The following is a 13548-nucleotide window of genomic DNA, read 5'->3' as shown; positions in this document are numbered from 1 at the left end:
TTCCGAAGGACGACAGATGCAGCTGACCCCACGAGAGAAGGATAAGCTCCTCATCGCCATGGCCGCCGAGGTGGCGAGAAAGCGCCTCGCGCGGGGCGTCAAGCTGAACTATCCGGAAGCGGTGGCGCTGATCACCGACTTCGTCGTCGAGGGTGCCAGAGATGGGCGCTCCGTCGCCGACCTGATGGAGGCGGGCGCCCATGTGGTCACGCGCGAACAGGTCATGGAAGGCATCGCCGAGATGATCCCCGACGTTCAGGTGGAAGCGACCTTTCCCGACGGCAGCAAGCTGGTTACCGTTCACGAGCCGATCCGCTGATGTCGGCCGAGGCGCGGCTCGTCATCGAGGCGCTGCAACTCGCCTGCGAGGTCCACAGCGGGCAGACGCGCAAGAACGGCGTCGAGCCCTACGTCAATCATCTCGCCGAGGTCGCGGCCTTGTGCGCTCGGCATGAGCCGTTCGACGCAACGACCGTCATCGCCGCGCTGCTCCACGACACGGTGGAGGATACGGGCGTGGACGAGGCGCTCCTCAAGGAGCGCTTCGGCGGGGAGGTCGCCTCGGTGGTCATGGAAGTGACAGATCCGCCCGGCCTTGCCGAAGATGAGCGCCGCCGCCGGCAGGTGGAGCATACGGCTAGGGCGTCATGGCGCGCCAAGCTGATCAAGATCGCCGACAAGACGAGCAATGTCGCCGAGGTCGCCAACCAGGCGCCCGAGGGATGGTCTCCGGAGCGCGTCCTCGCCTACGCCGACTGGGGCCGCGCGGTGGTCGATGTCTGTCGCGGCACTGACGCCGCGCTGGAGGCCGAATTCGACCGCGCTTGGCGGAGGGCGATGGCGGCCGGGGGTGCGGACGAGGACGCGGATTGACCCGAGGCAGAGCCTTGGAATATTAGAAAAAGCGCGGACAGGTGGTCCGCGACCAACAGGTGTTTGATGCCGGAGACTGCGGGAATCCTCTAACGTTCCGCCCGCGCGCGGAACGTGGAGCAGCGCCGGGCCGATGTGTTTGACGCATCGGCGCGAGGATGGCGCTTGATTTCGATTCCGCATGAAAGTCTCAGCAATGAACATCTCGCGCGGCGAGCAGCGTGTTCTTCACGTGCTCGCCCAGGGCGGATACATCCGCCACACCCGCGCCGACGGTCGGCGCATCACCTCCATCGAATGCATGACACGGGACGGGAACCTCCTGTCCGATTGTTCGCTCGGCGTCTTCTTCAGGTTGAAACGGCGAGGCTTGATCGAGTCGAGGAATGGAAGCCCCTACCGAATCTCGAGGTTCGGGCGGGTTGCCGTCAGGTCGCAAAGCGACAACCGGGAGACACGCGCATGATCATTCGCGAGGAAAAAGCGTCCGATGCGGCTCTTCTGCGAGCGCTCGTCGCCCGCGCGTTTCGGACGATGCCATATAGTCGGCACAACGAGGCGACCCTTCTTGCCGATCTCAGGCGTGCCGGCGCGTTGGCGCCATCGCTGGTGGCCGAGGAGGACGGCGTCCTGCTCGGCCAGATCGCCTTTTCCCCCGCGCTCATCGGGGGAAGGGCGGGTTGGCTCGCCATGGGACCGATCGCCGTCGAGCCGCGCTTCCAGCGGCAAGGCATCGGAAGCGCATTGGTCAGGGAAGGCTTGAGGCGTCTCGCCGAACGGGGCGACGAGGGATGCGTGCTGGTGGGCGATCCGGCTTTCTACGGTCGCTTCGGATTTCGCCCCGTGTCATCGGTCGTGGTCGATGGCGTTCCCGAGGCGTTCGTTCTCGTCCTGCCTCTGCAAGATCGAATGCCGTCCGGCGAGGTGGGCTTTCATCCAGCGTTCGCGGTGGCGCCGGAGGCCGATGTCATCGGCTGACCGCTCCCTGTGATAGATCGGCGATGCGCTCGGCCTCTGCAGCAAGGCCGGGCGCGTACCGCCCGACAAAAAGGAAGCGGTGGTCCGGCGCCGAGTAGTAGGCGGGGGCCTCGAGTCCCTCCATCTTCACCTGGCGAATGATCAGCGGTTCGTTCCGTCCGGCGGGAGCGGGCATGGACAAAGTGGCGAGCATGAAAAGCGCGGCCGGGAAGACGGCACGGAAAAACGGCATTGCTTGCATCCCCTCTCGCGGAAAGGGCCGCGCGCTTCTTCGTGAAGCCTTTTCGTCGGCGCCCTCCCGTGATGTGGAAACCTTATAGGCGAGGCCGCTTGGCGCTGCGTGAAAGCGATCATTCAAACTCGAACGATCGTCTCGACCGCTGTCGTCTTGCATTTGCCGCCGGTTCGCGCTTGGCTCTCTTTCCAACGAAGATCGGTGATGGATGGGCGCGATGATCCCAGGCGAGGTTGTCACGAAGGACGGTTCGATCGTCCTCAACGAGGGCGCGTCCAGCGTGACGCTCGAGGTTTCCAACACCGGCGATCGGCCGGTGCAGGTGGGCTCGCACTATCATTTCGCCGAGGCCAACCCATCCCTGGCCTTTGACCGCGACAAGGCGCGGGGCATGCGGCTCGACATCGCGGCCGGCACGGCGGTGCGCTTCGAGCCGGGGCAGACGCGCGAGGTCAAGCTCGTTCCCTACGGCGGCCTGCGGACCGTCTACGGCTTCAACGCGAAGGTCATGGGCACGCTCTGACCGGGCGCCGACTTGTGGTGCGCTGGCCGAATCACCAAGCCGAAGGGGGAGGTGAGGAGCCGGTGTCCGCTTCCATTGCGTTGCGGATCTTATCGAGATCGACGCCGACGCGCGGGCGGGGCATGCCTGTCACCGAGCCTGTCTCGCGTATGTAGGTTTCGCCGGCGGCGGCATTTCGCCCGTCGGTGAAGCCGGAGCCGCGTGTGGTCAGGCCGGTCTGACCGGCAATCGCCGGGTCGACAGTTCCCGTCACAGCCCGATTCGTGATCGGCCCTGCCGCCGGGGGAACCGTGCCGATCGTGGTGCCGTCGACGGCCCCGTTCGGCGCTGTCATTCCGCCCGTCGTTCCCGGCGTTTCGATGCGCGGAATGCTCGTGCCGGAAGCGCCTGCGGACGGCTGGGTGCCGACACCTCCCGAACTCGGCGCTGGGGAATTCAACGTTTGCGCAGAAGCCGCGCCCGCGGATGCGACGGCCATTGCGAATGCGAGGGCAAAGCCGGCTTTCATCATGGTATGGTTCCTTTCCTCGCGAGCCTCTTCAAGGGCTCTTCGATTCTATCTATGGCGGGCGGCGTCGAAGACGCGTTCGCCATTTGGTCGCGGCTAACGATCGATCCTCACATAGGGGCCGCCGCCGACGCCTGTCGCGCCTTTTCGCGCCAGCGCATCAGCATTGGCCGGACCCACCTTGCCGCTTCCTTTGGTGGCCCTGAGCCTGATCTCGTCCTCGCCCGCCGGCAGGCGTGGCACGACCGGATGGGGCACGCTCGCCTCATCGCCGCCCACCTGATTGCGAAAGCGGCGCGCGTCAATGAGGCGTTGGCGCTGCTCGGGCTGAACCACGATCTCGGGCTTGAAAACAGGAACCCCGCCGAGCGCCGGGCCTGGAACCGAGCGACCGGGAAAGGCGGTGTAGGGCTGGGCCAGCGCTGTTCCGGCGTCGGCGAGCAATCCGGCAAGGAGAAGAGCGCTGACGCCGCGATGAATGATCGTCATGCTCTTATCGACCTTCCCACGCGATTTCTGCGGCGGTCATGCCAATAGGCATGGCCATCTCACTCAAAGATATAGTGTCGGATGCGAGACAATCGAGCCGCCGCTCGCTATGGTCTGCTGCACCGCAGCGACCGCCGCCGGTCTGCTCGGTCTTTTTTGATGAGCCGAGGAGAGCCTGCCAGTGCCTGCCACCATTTCTCGCGCCTCTTACGCAGCCATGTTCGGCCCCACCACGGGCGACAGGGTGCGCCTCGCCGACACCGAGCTCTTCATAGAGGTGGAGAACGACTTCACCATCTATGGCGAGGAGGTGAAGTTCGGCGGCGGCAAGGTGATCCGCGACGGCATGGGGCAAAGCCAGGCGAGCCGCGCCGACGGCGCGGTGGACACCGTCATCACCAACGTGCTCGTTCTCGACCATACCGGCATCTACAAGGCCGATATCGGCCTGAGGGACGGGCGAATCGCGGCGATCGGCAAGGCCGGCAATCCCGACACGCAGCCGGGCGTCACAATCGTCATCGGCCCCGGTACGGAGGCGATCGCCGGCGAGGGCAAGATCCTGACGGCCGGCGGTTTCGACAGCCATATCCACTTCATCTGCCCGCAGCAGGTTGAGGAGGCGCTCTATTCCGGCCTCACCACCATGCTCGGCGGCGGCACCGGTCCGGCGCATGGTACGTTGGCCACCACCTGCACGCCCGGACCCTGGCATATCCGCCAGATGATCGGCGCGGCGGAAGGCCTGCCGATGAACCTCGCCTTCGCCGGCAAGGGCAACGCCTCGCTGCCCAAGGCGCTCGAGGAGCAGATTCTCGCCGGCGCCTGCGCCCTGAAGCTTCATGAGGACTGGGGAACGACGCCCGCCGCCATCGACTGCTGCCTCTCGGTCGCCGACGACTTCGACGTCCAGGTGATGATTCACACCGACACGCTGAACGAATCGGGCTTCGTCGAGAACACCATCGACGCCTTCAAGGGCCGCACCATCCACGCTTTTCACACCGAGGGAGCGGGCGGGGGGCACGCGCCGGACATCATCAAGGTTTGCGGCTTCCAGAACGTCCTGCCGTCTTCGACCAACCCGACGCGGCCCTACACGGTCAACACGCTGGAGGAGCATCTCGACATGCTCATGGTGTGCCACCATCTGGACGCCTCCATCCCCGAGGACATCGCCTTCGCCGAGAGCCGCATCCGCAAGGAGACGATCGCAGCCGAGGACATTCTCCATGACATGGGCGCCTTCTCGATCATCGCGTCCGACAGCCAGGCCATGGGCCGGGTCGGCGAGGTGATCATCCGCACCTGGCAGACCGCCGACAAGATGAAGCGCCAGCGCGGCCGGCTGCCCGAGGAGACGGGCGACAACGACAATTTCCGGGCGAAGCGTTACGTCGCCAAGTACACCATCAATCCGGCGATCGCCCATGGCATCGCCCACGAGATCGGTTCCATCGAGGTCGGCAAGCGCGCCGATCTTGTCCTGTGGGACCCGGCCTTCTTCGGCGTCAAGCCGGCGATGGTTCTGCTCGGCGGCGTCATCGCGGCGGCGCCCATGGGCGATCCCAACGCCTCGATCCCGACGCCCCAACCGGTTCACTACCGGCCGATGTTCGGCGCCTTCGGGCAGGCGGTGCGGACGTCGAGCGTCGTCTTCACCTCCCAGGCGGCGATCGATACTGGGATTGGCAAGCGCTATGGCCTGGCAAAGGGGCTCGTCGCGGTCAGGAACACGCGCGGCGGCATCTCCAAGGCGGCGATGATCCACAATTCCGCGACGCCAAGGATCGACGTCGACCCTGAAACCTATGAGGTGCGGGCGGATGGCGAATTGCTGACCTGCGAGCCGGCCAAAATTCTGCCGATGGCCCAGCGCTATTTCCTGTTCTAGAAACTTTTCTGCCGCCCGTTGGTGGCTGATACGTAAGGGGATTGGCGTTTCATGATCATGGCAGAGGCGGTGGCTCGGCGAGGCGAATGGACGAAGGCCGACGACACGATCACGCTGGACGAGACGGCGCGCCATCGCCGGCGCATGGCCATGGTCACGGATGGCGGCATCGCCTTTCTTCTTAATCTGCCTGAAGCGGTGCGCCTGCGTGATGGCGACGCCCTCGTCTTCGACGACGGCCGCTTTGTCGAGGTGAAGGCCAAGCCCGAACCGCTCTACGAGGTGAAGGGCCACGACACGGCCCACCTGCTGCGTCTCGCGTGGCATCTCGGCAACCGCCATCAGGCGGCGGCGATCGAGGGCAGGCGCCTGTTCATTCGCCGCGACCCGGTGTTGAAGACGATGCTGGAAGGATTGGGCGCGCGGGTCCTGGAGGTCGATGCGGCCTTCGATCCCGAGGGCGGCGCCTATGATGGCGAGGCGGAGCACAGCCACTGAGCCTCGTGCCGGACCGTCGATGCATGAAAGGCGGAATGCAGAACACGATGAGAAGGACGTTCGATGAAGCTCTTCAAGCCGGACAATCCGACCAAGTCTTCTGAGACGAAGGATATCTACGCGGCCTACGAGATCGCCTACACCATTGTCGATTTCGCCGCCGCAATGGCTTTCCTCGTCGGCTCGATCCTCTTCTTCAAGGATTCGACACAGACCGCCGGCACCTGGCTTTTCGTCATCGGCTCCATCCTGTTCGGGCTGAAGCCGACGTTGCGCATCGCCCGCGAGCTCCACTATCTCGTCGTCGGCAACTATTCCGCCTTGGCCAAGCGCTTCCGCTCTTGAGTCCTTCGCTCATCCCGCTGCTGACGTTGATGTCGCCGGCCTTTCCGGTGGGCGCCTTCGCCTATTCGCATGGGCTGGAATATGCCGTCCGCGCGCGTGTCGTTGGCGATGCGGACGCTGTTCTGGACTGGATCGAGACGCTTCTGCGATACGGTACCGGCTGGTGCGATCTCCTCCTGTTCGCCGAGGCGCACCGCGCCGCCGCCGAGGGCGACGAGGCGCGCCTCGCCGGGGTGGGAGAGTTGGCTCTCGCGCTGTCGGGCAGTGCCGAGCGGCGCCTGGAAACCATCGGTCTCGGCATGGCCTTCCGGCAAGCTTCGCGGCCCTGGGAGGCCTCGCCAGACGATGGCGACGTGGCCGTTGCCTATCCCGTCGCCGTGGGGCAACTGGCGGGACGGCTTGGGCTAGCGCTGGACGAGGCGCTGGCGGCCTTCGCTCATGGATTCGCCGCCAATCTCGTCGCGGCCGCGGTACGTCTTGTGCCGTTGGGCCAGAGCCAGGCAGTGGCGCTGTTGCGGCGCTTGGAGCCGACGCTGGTCGAGCTGGCCGACAAGGCTGTGCATTCCGATCTTGATGCTCTCGGCTCGGCGGCGCTTTTCTCCGAAATCTCCGCCATGCGGCACGAAACACAATCGCCCAGGATTTTCCGCTCATGAAGAAGAACGGCCCCCTTCGCGTCGGTATCGGCGGCCCGGTCGGCTCCGGCAAGACGACGCTGGTCGAAAAGCTCTGCAAGGCCGCGCGCGAGACATGGTCCATCGCCGTCGTCACCAACGACATCTATACGAAGGAGGACGCCGAGGCGCTGGTCCGCCTTCAGGCGCTGCCGGCGGACCGCATCATCGGCGTCGAAACCGGCGGCTGCCCCCACACCGCAATCCGCGAGGATGCCTCGATCAATCTCGCCGCCATTCGCGATTTGAACCGGATTCACGATGATCTTGACTTGATTCTGGTTGAATCAGGTGGCGATAATCTCGCTGCGACGTTTTCGCCCGATCTGGTGGATCTTTCGATCTACGTCATCTCGGTGGCGCAGGGCGACGACATTCCGAGGAAGGGTGGACCGGCCATCACCCGCTCGGACCTTCTCATCGTCAACAAGACCGATCTTGCGCCCTATGTCGGCGCGGACCTGGAGCGCATGGCGCGTGACGCCGAGAAGGGGCGGGCGGGGCTGCCCACCATCTTCACCGATCTCTCGCGCCTGAAGGGCATCGACGGCATCCTGGATTTCCTGACGGAAACCGGCGGCCTGCCGCGTGTCGTCGCGGGGGCGTGAACGCCGCGCTCCCTTGAATTCTGCTGCCCTCACGACAGGTGAGAGGAGCGGCGTTTCGACGCCGGATTCAGACATAACGCAGCACGCCGCCAAGGCGGACGGCCCGGCGAGGAGCGCGGGGCCTTCACCGCTCAACGCCTGCCGGCCATCGTTTGGCGATGGAGACGGCGCGCCGCGAAACCTCGAAAGGAATTCTGCCATGGAAAAGCGGGCGCTTGGAAAGACCGGGCTGTCGATCGCTCCCCTCGTCTTCGGGGGCAATGTCTTCGGCTGGACCATCGACGAGAAGAAGAGCTTCGAGATCCTCGATGCTTTCGTCGACCACGGCTTCGACGCCATCGACACGGCGGACGTCTATTCGCGCTGGGTGCCGGGCAACAAGGGTGGCGAATCCGAGACCATCATCGGAAACTGGCTCGCCGCGCGCCCCGGCATGCGCGATAAGGTCAAGGTGTTCACCAAGGTCGGCTCGGACATGGGCGCGCCGGAAAAAAAGGGCCTTGGCGAGAAATGGATCGTCCGGGCGGTGGAGGATTCGCTCTCGCGCCTCAAGACCGATGCGATCGACCTCTACTTCTCCCATTGGCCGGACGAAACGCCCTATGAGCAGACGCTCGGCGCCTACGACAAGCTGCTCAAGGCGGGCAAGGTGCGCGCCATCGGCGCTTCCAACCTCGACGCCCGCCAGCTTGGCGAGGCCCTGAAGGTGTCGAAGGAGAAGGGCTTGCCGCGCTACGAGGTTCTCCAGCCAGAATACAATCTCTATGCGCGCGAGAAATTCGACGGGGCGCTTGCCGAGCTTTGCCAGAAGGAGGGGATCGGCGTCGTCACCTATTTCAGCCTCGCCTCCGGCTTCCTCTCGGGAAAATACCGCTCCAAGGCGGACCTCGGAAAATCGCAGCGCGGCGAGGGCATCGCGAAATATCTCGACGATCGCGGCATGGCGATCCTTGCGGCGCTCGACAATGTCGGTGCCGCACATGACGCCAAGCCGGCCGAGGTTGCGCTCGCCTGGCTGATGGCGCGCCCCGGCGTCACCGCGCCAATCGCCAGCGCCACGAGCCGGCCCCATGTCGAGAGCTTCGCCAAGGCTGCGGCCTTGAAGCTGACCGACGAGGACATGAAGACGCTCAACGAGGCGAGCGCGCTGCGGTAGAGCGCTGAGGGGCTGGCTCTTCGCTGTCAGCCTTCGCGACGTGCGATAGGCGAGATCAATCTCCAATCTCGGGCGCTGAATGGGCCCGGGATTGGGGATGCTCAGAAGACAAGATAGCCGGAATTGCGTTCTTCTCTTATTCAGGCCGATAGCTGCCGTTATCGAATGCCTCCAGGAACTCGCGGGCACCTGCCCGAACAGGGCCGGCCTCCCATTCGGCCAGTTCCGAAAGTTTGAGACGCGCTGCTTCGGGGAACAGGGCCAAGGTCGCTTTTGCGGCGTTAAGTTGAACCCATGTACTTTTGTGGCCGAAGTGGCGCATGAGAAGCCGCCGCGCATCTCCCTTGCGGGACTTCAACTCTGCTACGACGTCAAAACGCCGCCGAATTGCTCGGTTGAGTTCCGCTTGATCGGACATGATTTCAGCCTGCTCCCGAGAAAGGCCGAGTTCGGCAAAATAATCGACGAGTTCTTCCGTCGTGGCTTTAGCAGTGTTCAAAAATCTCATGGCTTCAACACTCCGAACTGTCGAAGGACATCAGGCCCCAGCGTGAAGCGTCGCCAGGCGCTGCGAAGAGGATCGCCGTCCTACGCCAAGATGATCAAGATGTCTTCTTAGCCGGAACGGCAGAGCGAGAGGGAACGTCGACATTCAATCGGGTTTCCAAATGCCTTGATCCCAGGCATGAAGCGACATGCCTGCGTCGGCCGCCATGGGATAATACCGCGATTCTGCAATCTCCTGCAGTTTCCGACGAGACGCCTCGGGAGCCGCTGATCGAGTCGCGCGTGCGGCATTCAGTTGAACCTGCATCTTCGGATGGTCGAACAGCCTCAACAGCGCTCGGCGCTGATCCCCGTCGCGTCGCTTCAACTCGGCCTCGAGAGCGATCTGGCGCGGCACTGTCGCATTGAATGCGTGGAAATCGCCGTCCAGACTGAAATCATGCTGACGGAGACTCACGCGGATATAGTCTTCGAGCAACTCTTCCACTGTCGCACTATCGAGGTGCTTGAGAGACAATGAGCTCATGGCTTGAGGAGTCCTTCCTGGATCAGGCGCTCAAGACCGAGTGCCATTCTCTCTTCCCAGCTCTTTCCGATGGTGCTCCGTACCATGCGCAAAATATATCGTAGATTTAATCTACACCGGATGAAATATCCCCTCGTCTAGAGCATGAAGACGCATACTCGCTTCTAGAGCGACCGGCCCTGCTTCCCACTCTGCGATTTCCTGGATCTTGCGTCGCGCGGCTTCAGGAAAAAGGGCAAGTGTTGCAGTCGCTGCGTTCAGTCGCACCTGTGCGCATTGGTGGTCATAGTAGCGGATGAGCAGCCGAAGTGCGTCACCATCTCGAGACTTGAGTTCTTTAACAACTTCAAAGCGCCGCCGGACAACGCGGTTGATTTTTGATTGGTTGGACATGATTTCCGCCTGCTCTTGCAAAAGGCCGAGTTCGGCAAAATAATCGACGAGTTCTTCTGTCGTGGCTTTAGCAGGATTAAAAGGTCTCATGGCTTCAACACTCCGAGTTGTCGAAGGACATCAAGCCCCAGCGTGACGCGTCGCTAAACGCTGCGAAGAGGATCGCCCCGCTGCGGAAATCGAGAGCCGACCCATCGAGCAATGGGAAGGGCAGACCTTAAGCCTCCGCCCACCAGGGCTCGGGATAGAACGCCTCCTGGAGATTGGCGCCGGGGCCGCCGCGATCGACCACCAGAAAATCCGAGACGTCTTCGAGGGCGATCAGCGGGTGATGCCAGACGTTCCTCGCGTAGTTCACGCCGAGTTTTTCCGTCACGAGAAAGGCGAGGGGAGCGCCGGGGCGCCCGCTCTCGTCCGGTGCGACGACCACGAGATAGGGCCGCTCGCTCATGGGGAAGAACGCCTGGCTGCCGAACGGGTGGCGTTCCATCATCCTCACCTCGAAGGGCAGGCGGAACGGCTTGCCCCGGAAGATCGAGATGAGGGCGCTTCCGCCGCCCGCCGTCACGTCGACGCTCGCCACGTCGTGAAAGCGCGTCGTCGTGCCCTTGTTGATGAGGCGGATCTCGCGGGCATTGTCCGCCTCGATCACGTCGCCAAAGGGGGCGAAGGCGGCGCTGGTCAGCGGCGCCGCTCGGATCGTCCGGGGCTCTTTCATCAGCCGGCTTTCTGGCCGAAGAGGCGGAGGCGCGAGACGCCGCCATCGGGGAAGATGTCGAGACGCACGTGGCTGACGGGACCCAGCGGGAAGAGCTCGGGAATGTCGAGGATCGCATCCGCCGAGAGGCGCGTCTGAGGCACCAGAAGCGGCCAGGCGGCGCTCGCCTCCTCGATCGTTTCGGGAGAGGGATCGGCGTCGAGACGGACCGCGCGTAGCGAGAAGCGGTCGGGATAGTTGCCCTTGAAGTGGGCGGTGTCGATGCGCACCCTTTCGATCGTGCCGGGGTGGCCGAGCTTCAACACGCACCAGTCGTTGCCGGGCCGGCGGCGCCGCGCCGTTTCCCAGCCGTCGCCCATGTCGGCGCCGCGCCCCGGCGCCAGCATGTTGGCGGGAGCGCCGTAATGGGCATCGTTCCAGGCGATGGCCGTGCCGCCATTCTCCAGCGCGACGAGATCGAGCGTCTCATCGGCAGGCACGGCGTTCCAATCCTTGGCGACGAGGCCGAAGACGCGAAGGCGCGCGATGCCGCCATCCGGGAAGATGTTGAGGCGCAGCCAGCGGAAGGGGGCGCCTTCCGACACCTCGAAGAGATTGTGGCTGTCGCCCTTGAGCGCCGTGCGCGGCACGATCACCCGCCAATCCGTTTCGCCGGGCTCCGCGTCCGTATCGGCGGCGAGAAGCTCGGCCTCGGGCGGAAAATTGCCGGTGAAGAACGACGTGTCGATATCGACGGCGTGGATCATGCCGCGCTGGCCGAGCCTGACGACCGCCCAGTCGTGGCCGGGTGTGCGCTTGCGACGCGATTCCCAGCCGTCCATCCACTTGCCGTGATCGTCGTACTTGCCGGGGATGAAGATGGCCGGCGCGGGATTGATGAGCCGGTTCTTGTCGGCGAAGAAATCGTCCGTGGCGAACGTCATCTTCGTGCCGAGGCGGGGATGGGCGAGGTCGACGAAGCGCTTCAGGAGAGCGTCGGCTTCGGCAAGCGGCTCGGCCGTCAGAAAGGCTTCGCTCATTGTGCTTCTCCGAAAATGGTATCAATACGAAGGCGCGCGATCTTCTCGACCTCGCGCAGCGCGGTCGAGAACTCCGCCTCGGGTGTGTTTTCGACGCGCGTCTCGAACAGGGAAAGGATCGCCTCCTTCGGCTTGCCCTTCACCGCCACGATGAACGGGAAGCCGAATGTTTCGACATAGCGGGTATTGAGGGCCTGGAAGCGGGCGAGTTCCTCCGGCGTCAGGCGGTCGAGCCCTGCCGAACTCTGTTCGGCCTTCGACGCGGTGGTGAGGTCGCCGGCCAGCGCCAGCCTGCCGGCGAGATCGGGGTGGGCCTTCAGCACCGCCAGCTTCTCCTCCCGGCTCGACAGGCGGAAGGCGGCGTTGAGCGCACCCGACAGACCCGTCGGCGTGTCGTGCGCCGCGCTAAGGCCGCGCTCATAGGCTCGGTTGGCGATGAAGGGCGAATGCTCGAAGACGCCGCCGAAGGTGTCGAGGAAGGTCTCGCGGTCCATCCGGCTGGGTTGAAGCCCCGGCGAATAGGGAAAGTGCTCGCGCCAATGGCGCGCGATATCGATGCGCCGCGCCACCCACACCTTTTCGTGGGCTTGGACGTAATCGAGGAAGCGGGCAAGAGCGGCGGCGCGCGCCGGACGGCCGACCAGGCGGCAGTGCAGCCCGACATTCAGCATCTTGGGGTGGCCCGCCTCGCCCTCGGCATAGAGCAGGTCGAAGGCATCCTTCAGATAGGTGAAGAACTGGTCGCCCGAGTTGAAGCCCTGGGGCGTGGCAAATCGCATGTCGTTGGTGTCGAGCGTATAGGGAATGATCAGATGCGGGCCCTTTGGGCCCTCGACCCAATAGGGCAGGTCGTCGGCATAGGAATCGGAGGAATATTCGAAGCCGCCTTCCTCCATCACCAGCTTCAGCGTGTGGTCCGAAGGCTTGCCCTGATAGATGCCGAGGGGGCGGGTGCCCGTCACCGCCGTATGGATGCGCACCGCGTCGAGGACGTGCTGGCGCTCCACCTCTTCGGCAAAATCCTTGTATTCGAGCCAGCGCAGGCCGTGGCTGGCAATCTCCCAATTGGCCTCCTGCATGGCGGCGACCGCCTCGGGGTTGCGCTCCAGCGCTGCCGTGACGCCATAGACCGTCACCGGCATGGTGCGCTCGGTGAAGAGCCGCCACAGCCGCCAGAAGCCGGCGCGCGAGCCGTATTCGTAGAGCGACTCCATGTTGAGGTTGCGCTGCCCCGGCCAGGGCTGCGCCCCGACGATCTCCGACAGCAGCGATTCGGAGGCCGGATCGCCGTCGAGGATCGAGCTCTCGCCGCCTTCCTCGTAATTGACGACGAACTGGACGCATATATTCGCGTCGCCTGGCCAGTGCGGATGGGGCGGATTGCGGCCGTAGCCGCGCATGTCGCGAGGGGTGCGATTGGTCAAATCGGGCTTCTTTCCAAACAGGCTCGACGCCTTCCGCCACTTCATGACACGTGGCCTTCAGCCAGTCATGAGGAAGCGGGTGTTGCCGAGACGACGCGCCCGGCGGCCAGGCGGCGTTTTCCGCGAGGCACAGTAAAAGCGCCCCCCTTTCGCCGCAAGCCGATGTGCGGTCATATGCTG

Annotated in this window: 20 protein-coding genes; 11 read left to right on the top strand and 9 right to left on the bottom strand. The window is 64.2% G+C overall.

Annotated features, from left to right (window positions below):
- Positions 1–16: 16 nt before the first annotated feature.
- The 4 genes from B5D38_RS16655 to B5D38_RS16640 all read left to right on the top strand — a co-directional run bounded on the left by B5D38_RS16655 (position 17) and on the right by B5D38_RS16640 (position 1851).
- Positions 17–319 carry an urease subunit gamma gene (locus tag B5D38_RS16655; protein ID WP_078709569.1) on the top strand — a complete coding sequence of 101 codons (303 nt, stop codon included), beginning with the start codon at positions 17–19 and terminating at the stop codon, positions 317–319.
- Positions 319–873 (top strand): HD domain-containing protein, encoded by a 555-nt coding sequence (locus B5D38_RS16650; protein ID WP_078709568.1) that lies wholly within the window; start codon positions 319–321, stop codon positions 871–873. The genes B5D38_RS16655 and B5D38_RS16650 overlap by 1 nt, the downstream gene beginning before the upstream one ends.
- A 196-nt stretch (positions 874–1069) precedes the next feature.
- Positions 1070–1339 carry a YjhX family toxin gene (locus B5D38_RS16645; protein ID WP_078709567.1) on the top strand — a complete coding sequence of 90 codons (270 nt, stop codon included), beginning with the start codon at positions 1070–1072 and terminating at the stop codon, positions 1337–1339.
- Entirely contained in the window at positions 1336–1851 is a 516-nt protein-coding gene (locus B5D38_RS16640) for a GNAT family N-acetyltransferase (RefSeq protein WP_078709566.1), read from the top strand. Before B5D38_RS16645 ends, B5D38_RS16640 begins: the two co-directional genes overlap by 4 nt.
- On the opposite strand, the gene B5D38_RS16635 is transcribed toward B5D38_RS16640, so the two are convergent.
- Complete coding sequence (locus B5D38_RS16635) at positions 1841–2083, bottom strand: hypothetical protein (protein WP_131829943.1); 243 nt, start codon at positions 2081–2083, stop codon at positions 1841–1843. The genes B5D38_RS16640 and B5D38_RS16635 overlap by 11 nt on opposite strands.
- A gap of 220 nt (positions 2084–2303) precedes the next feature.
- Here B5D38_RS16635 and B5D38_RS16630 point away from each other — a divergent pair, with 220 nt between their 5' ends.
- Complete coding sequence (locus B5D38_RS16630; RefSeq protein WP_078709631.1) at positions 2304–2609, top strand: urease subunit beta; 306 nt, start codon at positions 2304–2306, stop codon at positions 2607–2609.
- 31 nt (positions 2610–2640) lie between these two features.
- Here B5D38_RS16630 and B5D38_RS22090 read toward each other — a convergent pair whose 3' ends face one another.
- Together B5D38_RS22090 and B5D38_RS16620 are read right to left on the bottom strand one after the other, a co-directional pair.
- Positions 2641–2943, bottom strand: a complete 303-nt coding sequence (locus B5D38_RS22090; RefSeq protein WP_131829942.1) for a hypothetical protein — start codon at positions 2941–2943, stop codon at positions 2641–2643.
- Positions 2944–3213: 270 nt separating this feature from the next.
- The gene (locus B5D38_RS16620; protein ID WP_078709563.1) at positions 3214–3606 is read right to left on the bottom strand and encodes a hypothetical protein; all 393 of its coding nucleotides are present in this window, start codon (positions 3604–3606) and stop codon (positions 3214–3216) included.
- 181 nt (positions 3607–3787) lie between these two features.
- On the opposite strand from B5D38_RS16620, the gene ureC reads away from it, so the two are divergent.
- The 6 genes from ureC (at position 3788) to B5D38_RS16590 (ending at position 8781) form a co-directional block, all read left to right on the top strand.
- Positions 3788–5500, top strand: a complete 1713-nt coding sequence (gene ureC, locus B5D38_RS16615; RefSeq protein ID WP_078709562.1) for an urease subunit alpha — start codon at positions 3788–3790, stop codon at positions 5498–5500.
- 51 nt (positions 5501–5551) lie between these two features.
- Positions 5552–5998 carry an urease accessory protein UreE gene (locus B5D38_RS16610; RefSeq protein WP_078709561.1) on the top strand — a complete coding sequence of 149 codons (447 nt, stop codon included), beginning with the start codon at positions 5552–5554 and terminating at the stop codon, positions 5996–5998.
- A gap of 63 nt (positions 5999–6061) precedes the next feature.
- Entirely contained in the window at positions 6062–6343 is a 282-nt protein-coding gene (locus B5D38_RS16605) for a YrhK family protein (RefSeq protein WP_078709560.1), read from the top strand.
- Positions 6340–6999: an urease accessory protein UreF gene (locus B5D38_RS16600; protein WP_245319309.1), complete on the top strand. Its 660-nt coding sequence runs from the start codon at positions 6340–6342 to the stop codon at positions 6997–6999. Before B5D38_RS16605 ends, B5D38_RS16600 begins: the two co-directional genes overlap by 4 nt.
- Entirely contained in the window at positions 6996–7625 is a 630-nt protein-coding gene (gene ureG / locus B5D38_RS16595) for an urease accessory protein UreG (RefSeq protein ID WP_078709559.1), read from the top strand. Before B5D38_RS16600 ends, ureG begins: the two co-directional genes overlap by 4 nt.
- 199 nt (positions 7626–7824) lie before the next feature.
- Complete coding sequence (locus B5D38_RS16590) at positions 7825–8781, top strand: aldo/keto reductase (protein ID WP_078709558.1); 957 nt, start codon at positions 7825–7827, stop codon at positions 8779–8781.
- A gap of 136 nt (positions 8782–8917) precedes the next feature.
- Here B5D38_RS16590 and B5D38_RS16585 read toward each other — a convergent pair whose 3' ends face one another.
- From B5D38_RS16585 to puuE, 6 genes are all read right to left on the bottom strand, one after another.
- Positions 8918–9289, bottom strand: coding sequence for a DUF2019 domain-containing protein (locus B5D38_RS16585; protein ID WP_078709557.1), 372 nt, complete (start codon positions 9287–9289; stop codon positions 8918–8920).
- A gap of 144 nt (positions 9290–9433) precedes the next feature.
- On the bottom strand, positions 9434–9814 hold the full coding sequence (locus B5D38_RS16580; RefSeq protein ID WP_078709556.1) for a DUF2019 domain-containing protein: 381 nt from the start codon (positions 9812–9814) through the stop codon (positions 9434–9436).
- 111 nt (positions 9815–9925) lie between these two features.
- A complete protein-coding gene (locus B5D38_RS16575) occupies positions 9926–10297 on the bottom strand; it encodes a DUF2019 domain-containing protein (protein ID WP_078709555.1) in 372 nt (123 codons plus the stop codon).
- Positions 10298–10424: 127 nt separating this feature from the next.
- The gene (locus B5D38_RS16570) at positions 10425–10925 is read right to left on the bottom strand and encodes an ureidoglycolate lyase (RefSeq protein ID WP_078709554.1); all 501 of its coding nucleotides are present in this window, start codon (positions 10923–10925) and stop codon (positions 10425–10427) included.
- On the bottom strand, positions 10925–11944 hold the full coding sequence (gene alc / locus B5D38_RS16565) for an allantoicase (protein WP_078709553.1): 1020 nt from the start codon (positions 11942–11944) through the stop codon (positions 10925–10927). Before alc ends, B5D38_RS16570 begins: the two co-directional genes overlap by 1 nt.
- The gene (gene puuE / locus B5D38_RS16560) at positions 11941–13344 is read right to left on the bottom strand and encodes an allantoinase PuuE (RefSeq protein ID WP_245319313.1); all 1404 of its coding nucleotides are present in this window, start codon (positions 13342–13344) and stop codon (positions 11941–11943) included. The genes alc and puuE overlap by 4 nt, the downstream gene beginning before the upstream one ends.
- Positions 13345–13548 lie beyond the last annotated feature (204 nt).

It is taken from the genome of Consotaella salsifontis (assembly GCF_900167365.1).
In the GTDB taxonomy this organism is placed as follows: domain Bacteria; phylum Pseudomonadota; class Alphaproteobacteria; order Rhizobiales; family Rhizobiaceae; genus Consotaella; species Consotaella salsifontis.
This window is presented reverse-complemented; position numbering and strand designations above follow the sequence as displayed.